Origin of the sequence: Kribbella sp. (genome assembly GCF_035687465.1) — a bacterium.
Taxonomy (GTDB): domain Bacteria; phylum Actinomycetota; class Actinomycetes; order Propionibacteriales; family Kribbellaceae; genus Kribbella.
This window is the reverse complement of record NZ_DASRXP010000422.1, coordinates 1-14,899: the sequence shown is the minus strand read 5'-3', so window position 1 is coordinate 14,899 and position 14,899 is coordinate 1. Positions and strand designations below refer to the sequence as shown.

The following is a 14,899-nucleotide window of genomic DNA, read 5'->3' as shown; positions in this document are numbered from 1 at the left end:
GCGTCCTTCCCTGGTCGACGTGGTGGGTGTCAAGGGTCGAACTTGTTCGATCGCCGAAGGCGACGCCAAAGGCGCCCTTGACACCCACCACGTCGACTAGCACACTCCCGCAGCGGAGACCGCGCAACCACACTGCCAATGACCGGTCGCAACCACGGATGTAGTTGCTGGAAGCAACCACATCCCCGGCGTATCGGCGTACCGGCGTATCGACGTACTGGCTAGTTGATGGTGTGGGACTTCCAGAAGGGGGTTAGGTCGTGGCTGGTGGCGGATTGGGCCGTGGACTTGAAGGCGGTCACCGTCGATACGCCGTACCAGTTGGACTTTGCGTACGACTTCATCATCGTCGCCATCGCCGGAGTTCCCAGGATGCGTTCGAGGTCGTGGAGCATGCAGGCGCCGTACGAATATACGTAGGCGCTCCAGCCACTGCCGTACTTCTTCCAGTAGCCCATGTCATTCGTGATCGACGCACTCAGCGAACCAGGCCAGCAATTCTCACCCGTGTCGCCCCAATGCAGATCGGAGGCGTACGACGCGAACGCCTCGTCCAGCCACGGGTCGGCGTACTCGTTGTTGCCCACGATCCCGTACCACCACTGATGAGCCAACTCATGAACGACCGGCCCCTCTTCACCCGGCGGCGCGATCAGCAGGACGAAACCCGGATACTCCATCCCGCTGAACGAGACCCACTTGTCGTTCAGTACCAGGTCGACCTCACCGTACGGATACTTCCCGAACCGCCGGCCGAAGTCGTCGATTGCCGCGATCCCCTTGTCTCGCGCGTCCGCGACTGCACCGGCCGTCACCGCTGTGGTCCACCACGTGCGCACCTTCACCCCACCCGGCGAAGTCGCGACCGTCTGCTTGAACGGCCCGACCGCCCAGGCGAAATCCCTGACCTGCTTGGCGATACTCACCGTCGAAGTTGCCTTCGACAACGTCGTCCGCCCCGTCGCGGGCACACCCAGCCCGGCCGGGTGGTCCAGTCGCACCGTGAAGTCGGAGGCGAGCGTGTAATAGCTCTCGCCAATACCGACATCGGGTTCGAGGTGCCAGCCATTCTGGTCGCGGACCGCCAGCACCGGCAGCGCGTTGCCGAAGAAGCTGTACGCGCCCGACCGACCGAAACGGTCCAACCGGTTGGGAGCAGTCATCGCCACATCAAAAGCGATACTCATACGCTTGCCCGAGGCAAGCACCTTCCCAAGACTCACCTTCAGCGCCGTGCAGTTGACCGTCGGCGTCCCAGCCTTCCCTCCTTCGAACCGGCTCACCTTCACGGCCGACTTGCACCCGTCCCACGCGTTCCCCCAGAGGCGCAGATAGACCTCCGCCAGCGGAGCCGATGAGGTGTTCGTGAAGGAGATCCGCTCGCGCCCGCTCCACGTAGTCCCGGTCGCATCACTACCGAGCCGCACGTCGTACGCCGCCGCGCCGGGCGACCGTTCCACACCCGGTACTGCGTGCGCCGGTACCGCCAGAAACGTCGTGAGAACGACCAGTACTACGGCGATCCTGCGCACGGCGACTCCCCCAAAAGGTCGGTGGAATCGCAGACTAGCGAGTGCTGGGTGCCGGATCCGGCCCTTCCGGGAGCCATTCGTGTACCAAGATCTCATCGCCTACGTGAACCGTCCCCGGCGTCAGGACACCCAGTTTGATCCCGAAGCTGACCCCGCCGCCGTAGGCCGGTTCCCGCCGGTACGACGCGAGGGTGCGGGTGGGCTCTGGGCCGGCCTTCTCGCCGGTCGCCTGGTTGACCGTCGGCACGGCGCAGCGGATCGCCCGGGCGGCGTACCCGAACTCGAGCGAACCGGCCGAAGCGCGGAGTACCCGGTCCTCGGTGTGCGGTTCGGGCCAGCCGGAGATCACGATGTTCGGGCGGAAGCGGTTCATCGGGATCGCCTCGCCGCCGGTCTCCACGATCCGCTGGTTCAGGCCGTCGAGGGAGGACAGCGACGTCAACTCGAGCGCGTGCGCGTCGGCGAACCCGGTCTGGCCGGGATTCACACCCCACCCCGGGCGCTCATGCTCCGGAGTCACCCGCACCAATTGCGTACGAGTCCCGAGCTGCTCCGAGAACCACGCGTGGGCGGCCGGATCCTGGAGCACACCGTCCCCGAACCACTTGCCGAAAAGGCTGACGTCGCGCCGCTTCCCGTCGTACGCGACCTGTACTTCGAGGTCGTCGGTGCCGTCGGCGCTCAGTCTGAGCGCCCGGCCGTCGTCGAGCACATCGACCCGCAGTCGCGCCATCGCGGGGAGGCTCCGTTGGCTGAGGAAGGTGCCGTCGGGCTCGACCAGCATGAACAGGCGGTCGTGCGTCAGACCGCTCGCGGTCACCTCGGCATGATCGACGGACACCCCGGCGAGACCCTTCACGGGGTAGTACGTCAGCGCAGACACCTTCGCGATCGGCATCAGGCAAAATTACCCGCCGAAAGCGTCCAGCGATTCGGGTTCGACCAAACCCTCACCGTCGATTGTGAAGTTAGCGCCCGAAGGTGCCCGAAGGCGCAGCAGGCGACACAAAGGCCTCCGCGTCCGTGAGCGGCTCGGCCTTGCCGGCGAGTTCGCTGAGCGGCATCACCTCGTACGGCGGCTGCGCGCGCCGGCCGGAGTCGGTCAGGTCGGGCACGGGTTGCCTGGAAGCGACCAGTACGACGTTGCCGAAGCTCTTGCCCCGGAGAACCTTGTGCTCCGCGAGCACCACGCCGTCGCCGAGCCCGGCGCGCACAGTCGCGGCTACCCGGCGAACGAAAGCCAGCCCGGCGGATCCATCGATCAAGTTGTGCACGAGGACCCCGCCAGGGCGCAGTACCCGGGCGCAACCAGCAACGAACTCGGCGGTGACGAGATTCGCCGGGACCGCTTCACGCACGAACGCGTCGACGATCATCAGGTCGGCGGAATCCTCGTACAGGTCGGTGAGCCCGGCGCGTCCGGTGACGCCGCGGACCTTGATCCCGGACCGCTTGGGAAGGGGCAGAGTCTCGCGGACGAACTCGGTCAGATCCTCGTCCGGCTCCAGCACGATCTGCCGGGACCGCGGCCGAGTGGCGGCGACATACCTCGGCAGCGTGAGCCCGGCCCCACCGATGTGAACCGCCGAAACAGGCTGCCGCCGCGCGGCGATCGCATCGACCACATCCCCGATCCGCCGCACGTACTCGAACCCGAGATGAGTCGGATCCGCCAGATCCACCTGCGACTGCAACGACCCGTCAACCCGGAGCACAAAGGTCCCATCAGCCTCAGCCTCAACCGACGCAGTCCCACTCGCAACCTTCTGCTCCACCCACCCATCCTCCCAGTACGACGCCCGCCAGGTCGGCGCCTCTCAAGCCACCTGTCGCGCCTTCGGGGCCAGCGCCCCCTGGGAACCTGTTCATTCGCCCCCTTTTGACCCGCCGTGCGAGTCGGCGGTCGGGTGTCCGCTGCCTCGCGGGTCAAAAGGGGGCGAATGAACAGGAGTTGGGGTGGGGCTAGCGTGCTTCTTTTTCTTGGGCTACGGCGATGTCGGTGTTGTCGCTGAAAAGGCCGTCGATACCGGTGGCGCGGAAGGCCGCGATCTCGGCGAAGAGGTTGCCGGAGTCCGGCTGCACCGTCGAACTGTCGTACTCGGCCGGCAGGAAGCTGTTCTCGACCCGGAAGGTGTACGGGTGGACCACCAGGCCGGCGCGGTGGGCGTTGGCGACGAGCGCGGTCGGCTTGCCGAGCTTGCCGGTGGCGTCCAGCGGGATGATCTGGTCCTTCGAAGGACCGACCCCGTCGGCGTACGTGGCAACCTCCTTGAGGCCCTTCGCGCTGACGATGTCGGCGTACGTGCGCTTGTCACCGGAGGCGACGAAGTCGTACGGCGCGCCGACCGAGCTGGTCAGCTGGACCAGCGGGACGCGGAGCTGCGGGTCCAGCGCCTTCAGGTTCGCGACCTCGAAGGACTGCACGAAGACCTTGGCGTCGGGCCGGTTCAGGCCGTTGCGGTTCAGCGTCTTGATCAGTTCCGGCTCCAGCGCGAGCCCCTGCTGCTTGAAGTACGTCGGGTGCTTGGTCTCCGGGTAGATGCCGATCGTCCGGCCCAGCTCCTTCGACAACTTCTTGGTGAGATCGATCACTTCCTGCAGGGTCGGGATCTGGTAATGCCCGTCGAACACGGTGTTGTGCTGCCGGATCGCCGGGATCCGCTCCTTCGCCCGCAGGGTCTTGAGCTCCTTCAGGGTGAAGTCCTCGGCGAACCACCCGGTGGTGGCGACCCCGTCGAGCTGCTTGGTCTTCTTCCGGAGGGCGAATTCCGGGTGCGACGCGACGTCCGTCGTACCGCCGATCTCCGGCTCGTGCCGGGTGACCAGCACGTGGTCCTTCGTGGTCACCAGGTCCGGCTCGATGTAGTCGGCCCCCATCCGAGCGGCCAGCTCGTACGACGCCAGCGTGTGCTCGGGGCGGTAGCCGGACGCACCCCGGTGACCCACGATCACGAAGTCGTCGTGGCCAGAAGCCTGCTGGGCAGAAGCCTGAGAGGCGGTGGGCTGCGAGGCAGTGTCGGCGACCTGCGGCACCAGGACCGCGGCACCCACAGCCAGGGCCGAGGCGGCAGCCGGAACGAACCGGCGGGACAACTTCATCGGAATTCTCCTTACAAGTCAGGGGACTGGGCTCACACTCGGCGCGGGTAACGACATCGCGGCGGCCGTCCGGGGTCGGGACGGTATCCAGCCGGTGAACGATGCAGCCCCCACCGTCGCCGATCCGGGCCGGACTTGCTAGCGTCCGAAGCAAGTCCGTCGATGATGTCTGAGGAGCGTGTCGTGAGCAATACACCCGTGAAGGTCGCCGTCACCGGCGCCGCCGGCCAGATCGGCTACAGCCTGCTGTTCCGGATCGCGAGCGGGGCGCTGCTCGGCCCCGACACGCCGGTCGAACTGCGGCTGCTGGAGATCACCCCGGCGCTGAAGGCGCTCGAGGGCGTCGTGATGGAACTGGACGACAGCGCGTTCCCGACGCTGGCCGGGGTGGAGATCGGCGACGACGCCAACACCATCTTCGACGGCGCTAACGTGGCCCTGCTGGTCGGCGCCCGCCCCCGCACCAAGGGGATGGAGCGCGGCGACCTGCTGGAGGCCAACGGCGCGATCTTCACCGTCCAGGGCAAGGCGCTGAACGAGCACGCCGCGGACGACATCCGGATCGCCGTGACCGGCAACCCGGCGAACACCAACGCGCTGATCGCCCGCAGCAACGCCCCGGACATCCCGGCCGAGCGCTTCTCCGCGCTGACCCGGCTGGACCACAACCGCGCGCTGGCGCAGCTCGCGAAGAAGACCGGCACCCACGTGACCGACCTCAAGAAGGTCACCATCTGGGGCAACCACTCGGCCACGCAGTACCCGGACATCTTCCACGCCGAGGTGGCGGGCAAGAACGCGGCCGAGGTCGTGAACGACCAGAACTGGCTGGAGAACGACTTCATCCCGACCGTGCAGAAGCGCGGCGCGGCGATCATCGAGGCCCGCGGCGCCTCCTCGGCCGCCTCGGCCGCGGCGGCCACCATCGACCACGCCCGCGACTGGCTGCGCGGTTCGGCCGACGGCGACTGGCTGTCGATGGCGGTCGTCTCCGACGGCTCGTACGACGTCCCGGAGGGGCTGATCTCCTCGTTCCCGGTGACCACCAAGGACGGGAACTACGAGATCGTCCAGGGTCTGGAGATCAACGAGTTCTCCCGCGCCCGGATCGACGCCAGCACCAAGGAACTCGGCGAGGAGCGCGACGCAGTACAGGCCCTCGGCCTCCTCGGCTGACTACCACTGCTTGCGTCCGAAGAACTGGAGGGACGTCCCGCCAGTTCTTCGGACGCAAGGTTTTCAGCGGAGGCGGTAGGCGTTGATCACCGTCTGGGTGCTGGTGTTTCCGGCCGTGTCGGTGATCAGCGACTTCAGCGAGATCAGCTTGGCGCCCTTGGGCGTGGTGAACAGGCTGTTGTAGGTGCCGTCGGGCTTGCGCAGTACGGCAGCCCGCTGCCACGTCTTACCGCCGTCACCTGACACCTGGACCTCCACGGACTTCACCGCCGGCAGTTGAGCCCCCGGCTGTTGCAGCACCTTCAGCGGCAACACACTCCGCGGGTACCTGGCGACCGCGTTCCGCGCGTCCACAGCGGGCAGGAACTGCACCGCACGCAGCGGCAACAGCTCGCGCTTGTCACCGTTCGCCCGCGAACTGAAGGTCCAGGTCGCATCCACCTTCGACGCCAACTGCAACGTCGACCGCGTCAACGACGATTCCACCCGGAACTTCCCGAGTGCGGCGGGAACACCCTCGACGAGGGTGGCGCCCGCCTCGAAATCGCTCTCGCCGATCAGCTTGCCGTCCCGGAAGACCTTGGTGAAGGCGGCATCGGAGTCGAACGCGAGACACATGTTCCCGTCCTGATCCATACAAGGCGGCACCAGGACCTGCAGCGTGTCCCCGGCCCTCGTCGACTCGGCAAGGTTCACCCCCGGGGTGGCGACCGCCGCGGCGAAGCGCTCGGCGTACGACTTGCCGGCCCGGTACGGCCCGACCTGCTTGAGCATGCTCTGGTGGTTGACCAGGTCGCCGTTGGGCCTGACGCCGATGTCGTCGACGAAGACCAGCCACTCCACATTGCCCGCCTCCCGGTAGTGGACCCGCTGGGCCGGCGCGTTGTACGAAATGATCCGGCCGAACGCGGGCTTGTCCATCCCCGGCAACTGCCCGAGCTCCACTTCCTCCACCGTGTCGTTCGGACGATCGGCGTTGTACTGCGTGACCACCTTCGCCAGCTCACCGGAGCGGACGGTCCGGCGGTAGCCGGTGTAGTAGGTGCCCTTCTTCGCCTGCAACAGCTCATACGTGTACGGCGTGTTGGCGAAGTCCCCGCTCTTCCCCGGCACACCCCACCGCGACGCGACGAAGGACGTCATCTCGGAAGCCGGCGCGGACGCCCCCATCGAGGCGACGAAGACCGACTCCGGCGTCGGCACCACCACACCACCCTCACCCGGGAGGTCACCCATCATCCGCCAGTACCCGATCTCCACCTGCGCGGACCGCGCACCGGCCGTCGGCACCGTGATCTTCACCGGCTTCGCCTTGCGGGCGTCGATCGCGATCGTGGTCGCATGGTTGAGGAGCAATCGCGGCCAGACCAGGTTGTAGGTGTTCGCCACTTCCTCGTCCGCCCGGACCGTGCCGTCGACCACGTAGACCTTCTTCGGCAACCGCAACCGGACGATGCCCTGGGCATCGGGCACCAGATCCACCGCCACCTCGGAATCCGTGGACCACAGCCCCGAGAGGACCGAGGTCGTCGGCTTCCCGTTCTCGTCGATGTGCTTGACCGTGAGGTCGTAGCTCTCGATCTCCTTTTCGACGGCGAGCGCAGTACCGACGGATTGTCCGCCACCTGTCGCCGTCACCCAGCCGGTGTAGACGCCGTCCGGCCCGTGGTGCTTGGTGTTCGAGGTCACGGTCACCGACGCCGTTCCCAGCGCGGGCACCGTCACCGAGGACGCACTGAGTTTGAACGCGGCCGCCGGCGCCGGCTTCCCGTTCGCGTCGGTCGCCGTCAGCTGCAAGGTCAGCTTGACCGCTGCCTTGCCGAGGTTGCGATACGTCAGCGTCTTCACGACCGGCTTGTCATCGGTGTGCGGCCACAGCACCTTGCCGAACGACAAGCTGACCGGCGTAGCGACAACAGAATCGGTGATCGCCTTGGCCACGTCGATCCGACCGGCGCCCTGCTCGAATGCGTTCTGCCCCGGCATTGCCTTCGACGATCCCGTCAACACCCCCTTGAGCTCGGTCGCCTTCCAGCTGCTGTGTTCCTGCGCGAGAAGCGCCGCTGCGCCCGCCACGTGCGGCGTCGCCATCGAGGTGCCGTCCATCATCAGGTACTGCGAGCCGACCGGTTCGCCGACGACCGCATTCTTGGCCTTCGCCGCAACGATGCCAACACCAGGCGCAGTGACATCCGGCTTGATCGCGCCGTCGCCGACCCTCGGGCCACGACTGGAGAACTCGGCCAACTGATCCTGCTTGTCCACCGCACCAACGGTCAACGCCGCGTCAGCGCTACCCGGCGAGCCGATTGTCCCCGGCCCAGCCTCGCCCTCGTTGCCTGCGGCAATCACGAACAGTGCGCCGGTCTGGGCGGTCAGCCGATTCACCCCCAGCTCGACGGGATCGAGCTCCGGGGTGTCCCCGCCGCCGATGCTCAGGTTGATGATCTTGGCCTTCTGGGTGACCGCGGCCCACTCCATCCCGGCCAGGATCGCGGAGTCCTCGCAGCCCCCGTCCGAGCAGATCTTGCCGTCCAGCAGCTTGGCGTCCGGCGCCACACCCTTGTACTTGCCCGCTGAAGCCTTCGCGGTTCCGGCGATCGTCGAGGCCACGTGCGTGCCGTGGCCGACCAGGTCACCGGCGGGCTCGGTGGTGAAGTTCTTGCGGCCCACCACCCGGTCCGACAGGTCGGGATGCGTCCTGTCGATCCCGGTGTCCAGCACCGCGACCGTCACGCCCTTGCCGGTGTAACCCGCCTTCCAGGCCGCCGGCGCACCGATCTGCGGGACGCTCTTGTCCAGCGTGACGTGCCGCTTGCCGTCCAGCCAGATCTTGTCGATCGCCGAACCAGCCGACCTCTTGCCCCGGCCGGTCAACTCCTTGACGACATTGCTGGCCTGCTTCTTGTCCACCTGCAGGGCGGCGCCGTTGAGCACCGGCAGGGATCGAGTGACAGTTGCTCCAGGCACCGATGGCGGAGCAGCCTGCCGACCCCAGTAGGACACCAGCACCGGCAGGTTCGGCGTACTGGCGTCGTCGTAGCCGTCCTCGATCAGGGTCGTCACGTCGAAGAGCCGTCGATCCAGCCGGCCGGAGGTCACCACCGAGCTGACATCCAGCGGGATCACGGACAACTTGCCCTTGATCCGTTGCGTCTTGAACGACACACCCTGGCGGCCCACCCCGGCCCTGATCGAAACCCGCCCCGGATCGCCACCCGTGAGAATCACCCGATCCCCCGTGATCAGCGTAACCACCTTGTCCTTGCCCTCAGCAACTTCCTTCTTCCCGTCATTCCCCCGCTGCGGCACAACGCCCACGGCCCCTGAGCCCTGTGGCGCCGCCTGCGCCGCACTTCCCGCAACCACCACCACGATCGCCGCAACCGCAGCTACCGCGACCCGCCTACTTCTTCCCCTGGTTCCCATCGCCATCTCCCCCGATCACCACCGATTCACGGCCCCGCTTCCAGCCGCCCAGCAGACAGACTCCCCCTACCAACCCCTCGGTTGCCGCCCCCCTCTTTCCCTGCCCTTTCGCCCACACCCCTTGCCCCTTCGTCCCTCCCATAGAGCAGTTGCGTCCGAAGAACCTTGCGCTATAGCCCAAGGTTCTTCGGACGCAAGAGGTGGTTCTACTTCAGCGGGTAGGCGCCGATCGTGGTCTGGTCGGTGGTGTTGCCACCGGCATCGACCACATGCGCCTTCAGGGACACAGTCTTCGCACCCTGCGGAGTGGCGAAGATGGCCTTGTAGGCACCCTTGCCCACCGGTACGACGGCCGCCCGGCGCCAGGTCTTCCCGTCATCGCCGGACACCTGGAGCTCCACCTTCTTCACCGCCGGCAAAGTTGCCCCGGGCAAAGTGTCGAGCAGCACCGGCAGCACGGTCACCGGCGTACGCCTGGCTGCGTTGTGGCTGTCGACGTCCGGCTGGTACCGCACGGTCCGGACCGGGAACTGCTCTTCGTCACCACCGGCCGAGGTGAACGTCCAGGTCAGGTCCGTCCGGGTGGAGAACCCGGACCACGAGGGCCGGGTCGCCGTGGTGACGAACTTGTACGCCGCCTCCTCCTCCGGCACCTTGGCCGCCTCGACGTAGGCGAAGTCGCTCGACTCAGCGATCAGCGTCCCGTCCCGGTACAGCTTGCTGCTCGCTGTGTCGGTCAAGGTGAACCCGAAGTGCCCGTCAGCGTCCGAGTTCGGGTAGGCAGCAACGAGCAGATCGCCGCCGGTCCGCAGTGCTGCACCCGGCATCGGCACGAAGGCAGCCGCGTTCCACCGCTCCTTGTAGGTCCGACCGGCCCGGTACTGCGTCGCGTCGTTCTGCAGTTGCGTCACAGCGATCGGGAACGGGTCCTCCGGATCCGGCGACGGCGCGATCTCCGACAGGTTGGTGCTCCACGAGATCGGTTTCGCATCGACCAGCAGCCGGGTCTTCGTCGGCAGGTCGAACACGAGGATCGGCGTCCACAGTCCACCGACACCCGGAATCAGCGCGCTGATCGCCTTCTCCGCCCGCCGGTCTCCGGTCGTGTTGACCGTCTGGTCGACCACGGCCAGTTCGCGGTCCTTCACGGCCCGGCTGAAGCCGGTCGGCAGCTCGCCGGGCTGTGCGTTCGCCAGACCATAGAGATACGGCGAGTTCTCGAAGTTGCCGGTCGGACCCGGGACACCCCATTGCGATCCGACGTGTCCGGTCAACTGCTCGGGCGGCAGCTTCGGCCCCAGCTGGAGGGTGTGGATGCCCTCGAAATCGAAGGACAGGAACGACGAACTGAGCCCGTTGGTGCCCTCCGGGTTGTTCCGGCTGTAGCCGATGTCCGCCAGGATCGGCTTGACGTCGGAGCGGGGAACCGTCGTGGTGACCGGTTTGGTGGTGCGCGCGTCGAACACCACGGTGGTGTCGGCAGTCAGTTGCACACTCGGCTCGAGCATCATGTAGCCGTCGAAGATCTCAGTCCCCGGCCGCGGCACCCATTGGTCACCTTGCAGCAGGTACTCCGCCTTCGGCAGCCGCACCTGCGCCGAACCGTCCGCACCGGCGTCGATGAACTGCCACTGGAACATCGAGATCCCGAAGAGCATCGTGCTGCCGTTCGTGAACGGCTTGCCGTCCGCCCCGATGTGCTTGACGGTCAGCGTGTAGCTCTCGACCTCCTTCTCGACCCCGATCGGCGACACCACCGTGGTCCCCTCGGCGGAGGCGGTGACGCGACCCGTGTAAGCGCCGTCCGGTCCGTCGTGACGTGTGTCCGACGTCGCTTGCACGGACGCAGTACCACCGGCCGGGACGGTGACCGAGGTCTTGTCCAGCTTGAGGGCATCGGCCGGCGCCGGTGAGCCGTCAGGCCCGGTCAGCGAGGCCGTCAGCGTCAACGTGACCGGCTGATCGCCGAGGTTGCGGTAGGTGAGTGCCTTGGTGACCGGCGTGTCGTCGGGGTGCGGCCACTGCGCAGTACCGAAGGAGACGCTGCCCGGCTCCGAAATGACGGACTGCTTGATCGCCTTCGTGAGGTCGATCCGGCCGGCGCCCTGTTGGAACGCGTTCTGGTTCTCGGCGGGCTTGGCCGAGGCCATCAGCGCACCCTTGAGTTCGGCCGCCTTCCAGGCCGGGTGCTGCTGCGCCAGGAGCGCCGCGGCGCCGACCGTGTGCGGCGTGGCCATCGAAGTACCGGACAGCATCAGGTACTTGTCGCCGACCGGGTCACCGATCACGGCGTCCTTGGACCTGGCCGCCACGATGTCGACACCGGGAGCGGTGACGTCCGGCTTGACCGCGCCGTCGCCGATCCGCGGACCGCGGCTGGAGAAGTCGGCCAGCTGGTCCTGCTTGTCCACCGCGCCGACAGTCAGCGCGGCATCCGCACTGCCCGGCGATTCGATGCTGCCCGCATCCGGTCCGCTGTTGCCCGCCGCGATCACGAACAACGTGCCGGTCGAGGCGGTCAGCTTGTTCACCGCGTCCTCGATCGGGTCGAGCTCCGGAGTGTCCTGGCCGCCGAGGCTGAGGTTCACCACCTTGGCCTTGACCTCGTTCGCGGCCCACTCCATCCCGCCCAGGATCGCCGATTCGGTACAGCCGGCCAGCTCACAGACCTTGCCGTCATAGAGCTTGGCGTCCGGCGCGACGCCCTTGTACTTCCCGGCCGACGCGGCCGCCGTACCGGCGATCGTCGAGGCGACGTGGGTGCCGTGGCCGACCTGGTCGCCGGCCGGCTCCTCGGTGAAGTTCTTCGCGCCCGCGACCTGGGTGGCGAGGTCCGGGTGGGTGGCGTCGATCCCGGTGTCGAGCACCGCGACCGAGATGCCCTTGCCGGTGTAGCCCGCCTGCCAGGCCGCCGGCGCGCCGATCTGCGGCACCGACTGGTCGAGGCTCACGTGCCGCTTGCCGTCGAGCCAGATCTTGTCGACCCCGTTGGCGGATCTGGCCGCCGACAAGCCACTGGCGAAACCTGCTGCGTTCTTCTTGTCCACGGTGACCGCTGCGCCGTTGATCACCGGCAACTGCCGGTCCAGCTTCGCCCCGGCGGGCGCTGAGCGGTTGGCCCGGCCGGAGTACGTGACGATCAGGGGGATCACCGGACTCGCCTTGTCGTCGTACCCGGCCTTGACCAGGCCGGCCACGTCGAACAGCCGGCGATCCAGCTTGCCGTCCGTCACCTCCGAGCTGACGTCGGACGGGATTACATACAACTGATCCTTGACCCGCTGGGTGCTGAACTGGATGTGCTGCCGACCCGGCCCTGCCTTGACCGACGCCTTGGCCGGGTCGCCGCCCCGCAACGTCACCTTGTCCCCGGTGATCAGGGTGACGTGCTGGTCCGGCGCCTGCTTCGCCTTCGACGCGGCGGCCTCAGGCTGGCCGGCCCCGGGCGGTGCCGCCTGCGCCTGCCACGCACCGGCCATCCCGATACTCAGTACTGCGACCGACGCGACGGCTGTGATGCCGACCCGCCCCCGTCTGACTTGTCTTGATCCCACGACGAGCCTCACTTTCGGTTGTCCTGGCATGCAAGATCGCCTCACGCCTTTGCCACGCAATGCGATCGCGCGGTTACCGTTCCGCTACATACCGGGTATGCATACCTGCTGAAGGGGTCACAGGCAAGCCCTTGCGCTCTGCTCGAAGTCAGAGGGCAAGGGCTCGAAAGCAGGGTTCAGTTCGGGACGATCAGGCCCAGCAGCAGGATCGCCGCGCCGACGCCCAGCAGCAGGACGGCGTCGAACATGCGGCCGCGGACCCGCAGCAGGCCGGCAGCGTCATCGCTGAGAAAGCAGCGGAGCAGGCCGGCCAGCAGGACACCGCCGGAGAAGAGCAGGACGCCGTTGCGCCAGTTGTAGAAGGTGAGGATCACCAGTCCGGCGATCGAGACCAGCCCGGACAACGCCAGCGGCCATTCGCTGCGCCGCTCGACCTCGCCCGTCATCGGCCGGCGAGGGCCGACTCGGCGGCCTCGACCACGTTGGTCAGCAGCATCGCCCGGGTCATCGGCCCGATCCCGCCCGGCATCGGCGCGATCCAGCTCGCCACCTCGCGGGCGGCGGGCTCGATGTCGCCGACGAGCTTGCCCTCGGCGTTGCGGCTGGTCCCGACGTCGAGCAGAACGGCGCCCGGCTTGACCATGTCGGCCGTGATCAGCCCGGCCGATCCGGCGGCCGCGATCACGATGTCACCAGTCCGGACCACCGTGGCCAGGTCCCTCGTGCCGGTGTGGCACTGGGTCACGGTGGCGTTCTCACTGCGCCGGGTGAAGAGGAGGCCCATCGGCCGGCCCGCGGTGACCCCGCGCCCGATGATGACCACGTGAGCGCCGGCGATCGGTACGTCGTACCGGCGGAGGAGCTCGACGCAGCCCTTGGGGGTGCACGGCAGCGGTCCGTCCTGGCCGAGCACCAGCTTGCCGAGGCTGACCGGGTGCAGGCCGTCCGCGTCCTTGGCCGGGTCGATCAGGCCGAGGATCTCGTTGGTGTCGACGTGCTTCGGCAGCGGCAACTGGACGATGAAGCCGGTGCACTCCGGGTTCTCGTTCAGTTCCCTGACCTTCGCGGCGATGTCGTCCTGGCTCACGTCGTCGGGCAGTTCGATCTCGATCGACCTGATCCCGACCGCGGCGCAGTCCCGGTGCTTGCCGGCCACGTAGGCCCGGCTGCCCGGGTCGTCGCCGACCAGGATGGTGCCGAGCCCGGGCACGACGCCCTGCTCGGCGAGCTTCGCCACCCGCACCTTCAGCTCGTCCTTGATCGCCGCCGCGGTGGCCTTGCCGTCCAGAATGCTCGCTGTCACAAGGCTTGAGTCTGCCACTCGCGGTGAGCGGAACCACAATCCCGGGGTCAGTAGACCAACTGGTAGACGGTGGTACCGCCGACTGTGGTCGCGGGGAAGGTCGCCTCGACCCAGGCCTGGATCTGGGCCGCCGGGCTTCCCGATCCACCGCCACCGAAGCCGCCCTGGCGACCGGTGATGTAGTAACCGACCTTGCCCTCGGCCACGTACTGCTGGAACTGCGCCAGGGTCGGCGCGTTGTCGGTCCCGCTCCAGCCGCCGATGCCGATCACGGACTTGCCGGTGGAGAGTTCGAGAGCGGCCGCGGACTGCGAGTCGTTGACCGCTGCGGCCCAGGTCGAGGTCGTCTTCTCCAGGAGTGCGTTGAGCTCGCTGTTCGACTGCTCTCCTTGACCGCCGCCTCCGGGTCCTTGGCCGCCGGGCGGTTGCCCGGTCGCAGTACCGCCCTGCCCCTGGGGACGCTCTGGGCGCTGCCCGCCAGCTCCCGGCCGCATCATCCCGCCGCCGAACTGGGCGCCGCCGGGACCCGAGGTGGGGGTGGGGCCGGTGTGCGACTCCGCCGCCGTCGAGGCCGCGTACGCGGAACTCCCGAGGCCGAGCGCGAGTACCAGCGCCAGCACCACCGCGGGGACCAGCCTGCCGAGACTGCGGCCGATGAGCAGAACGGAGGCGGCGACGACGAGACCGACACCGAGGATGACGAACTTCAGCCAGGGATGGAAGGTCGGGGTCCGGTTGAGGAGCACGTAGTCCCAGACACCGGTCGCCACGAGCATCCCTCCCAGACCCAGCCGGCCGGCCAGTTC

The 14,899-nt window shown here is 67.6% G+C and carries 10 protein-coding genes; 1 reads left to right on the top strand and 9 read right to left on the bottom strand.

Going from position 1 to position 14,899, the window contains the following annotated elements; all coding sequences use genetic code 11:
* Nucleotides 1–221 precede the first annotated feature (221 nt).
* The 4 genes from VFG33_RS21720 to VFG33_RS21705 form a co-directional block, all read right to left on the bottom strand.
* Complete coding sequence (locus VFG33_RS21720) at nt 222–1,532, bottom strand: M1 family metallopeptidase (RefSeq protein ID WP_325054748.1); 1,311 nt, start codon at nt 1,530–1,532, stop codon at nt 222–224.
* 34 nt (nt 1,533–1,566) lie between these two features.
* On the bottom strand, nt 1,567–2,430 hold the full coding sequence (locus VFG33_RS21715; RefSeq protein ID WP_325054747.1) for an MOSC domain-containing protein: 864 nt from the start codon (nt 2,428–2,430) through the stop codon (nt 1,567–1,569).
* Nucleotides 2,431–2,500: 70 nt separating this feature from the next.
* Nucleotides 2,501–3,307 carry a spermidine synthase gene (locus VFG33_RS21710; RefSeq protein WP_325054746.1) on the bottom strand — a complete coding sequence of 269 codons (807 nt, stop codon included), beginning with the start codon at nt 3,305–3,307 and terminating at the stop codon, nt 2,501–2,503.
* A 187-nt stretch (nt 3,308–3,494) separates the two neighbouring features.
* Nucleotides 3,495–4,631: a glycerophosphodiester phosphodiesterase gene (locus VFG33_RS21705; protein ID WP_325054745.1), complete on the bottom strand. Its 1,137-nt coding sequence runs from the start codon at nt 4,629–4,631 to the stop codon at nt 3,495–3,497.
* Between the two features lie 183 nt (nt 4,632–4,814).
* Here VFG33_RS21705 and VFG33_RS21700 point away from each other — a divergent pair, with 183 nt between their 5' ends.
* On the top strand, nt 4,815–5,807 hold the full coding sequence (locus VFG33_RS21700; protein WP_325054744.1) for a malate dehydrogenase: 993 nt from the start codon (nt 4,815–4,817) through the stop codon (nt 5,805–5,807).
* A 63-nt stretch (nt 5,808–5,870) separates the two neighbouring features.
* Here the strand turns inward: VFG33_RS21700 and VFG33_RS21695 are convergent, their stop codons facing one another.
* From VFG33_RS21695 to VFG33_RS21675, 5 genes are all read right to left on the bottom strand, one after another.
* The gene (locus VFG33_RS21695; RefSeq protein ID WP_325054743.1) at nt 5,871–9,236 is read right to left on the bottom strand and encodes a S8 family serine peptidase; all 3,366 of its coding nucleotides are present in this window, start codon (nt 9,234–9,236) and stop codon (nt 5,871–5,873) included.
* 206 nt (nt 9,237–9,442) lie between these two features.
* Complete coding sequence (locus VFG33_RS21690; RefSeq protein ID WP_325054742.1) at nt 9,443–12,790, bottom strand: S8 family serine peptidase; 3,348 nt, start codon at nt 12,788–12,790, stop codon at nt 9,443–9,445.
* 176 nt (nt 12,791–12,966) lie between these two features.
* Nucleotides 12,967–13,236 carry a DUF3017 domain-containing protein gene (locus VFG33_RS21685; protein ID WP_325054741.1) on the bottom strand — a complete coding sequence of 90 codons (270 nt, stop codon included), beginning with the start codon at nt 13,234–13,236 and terminating at the stop codon, nt 12,967–12,969.
* Nucleotides 13,233–14,093: a bifunctional methylenetetrahydrofolate dehydrogenase/methenyltetrahydrofolate cyclohydrolase gene (locus tag VFG33_RS21680; RefSeq protein WP_325054740.1), complete on the bottom strand. Its 861-nt coding sequence runs from the start codon at nt 14,091–14,093 to the stop codon at nt 13,233–13,235. Before VFG33_RS21680 ends, VFG33_RS21685 begins: the two co-directional genes overlap by 4 nt.
* 47 nt (nt 14,094–14,140) lie before the next feature.
* On the bottom strand, nt 14,141–14,899 hold a 759-nt coding region (locus VFG33_RS21675; RefSeq protein ID WP_524538144.1), incomplete at its 5' end, for a mannosyltransferase YkcB-related protein.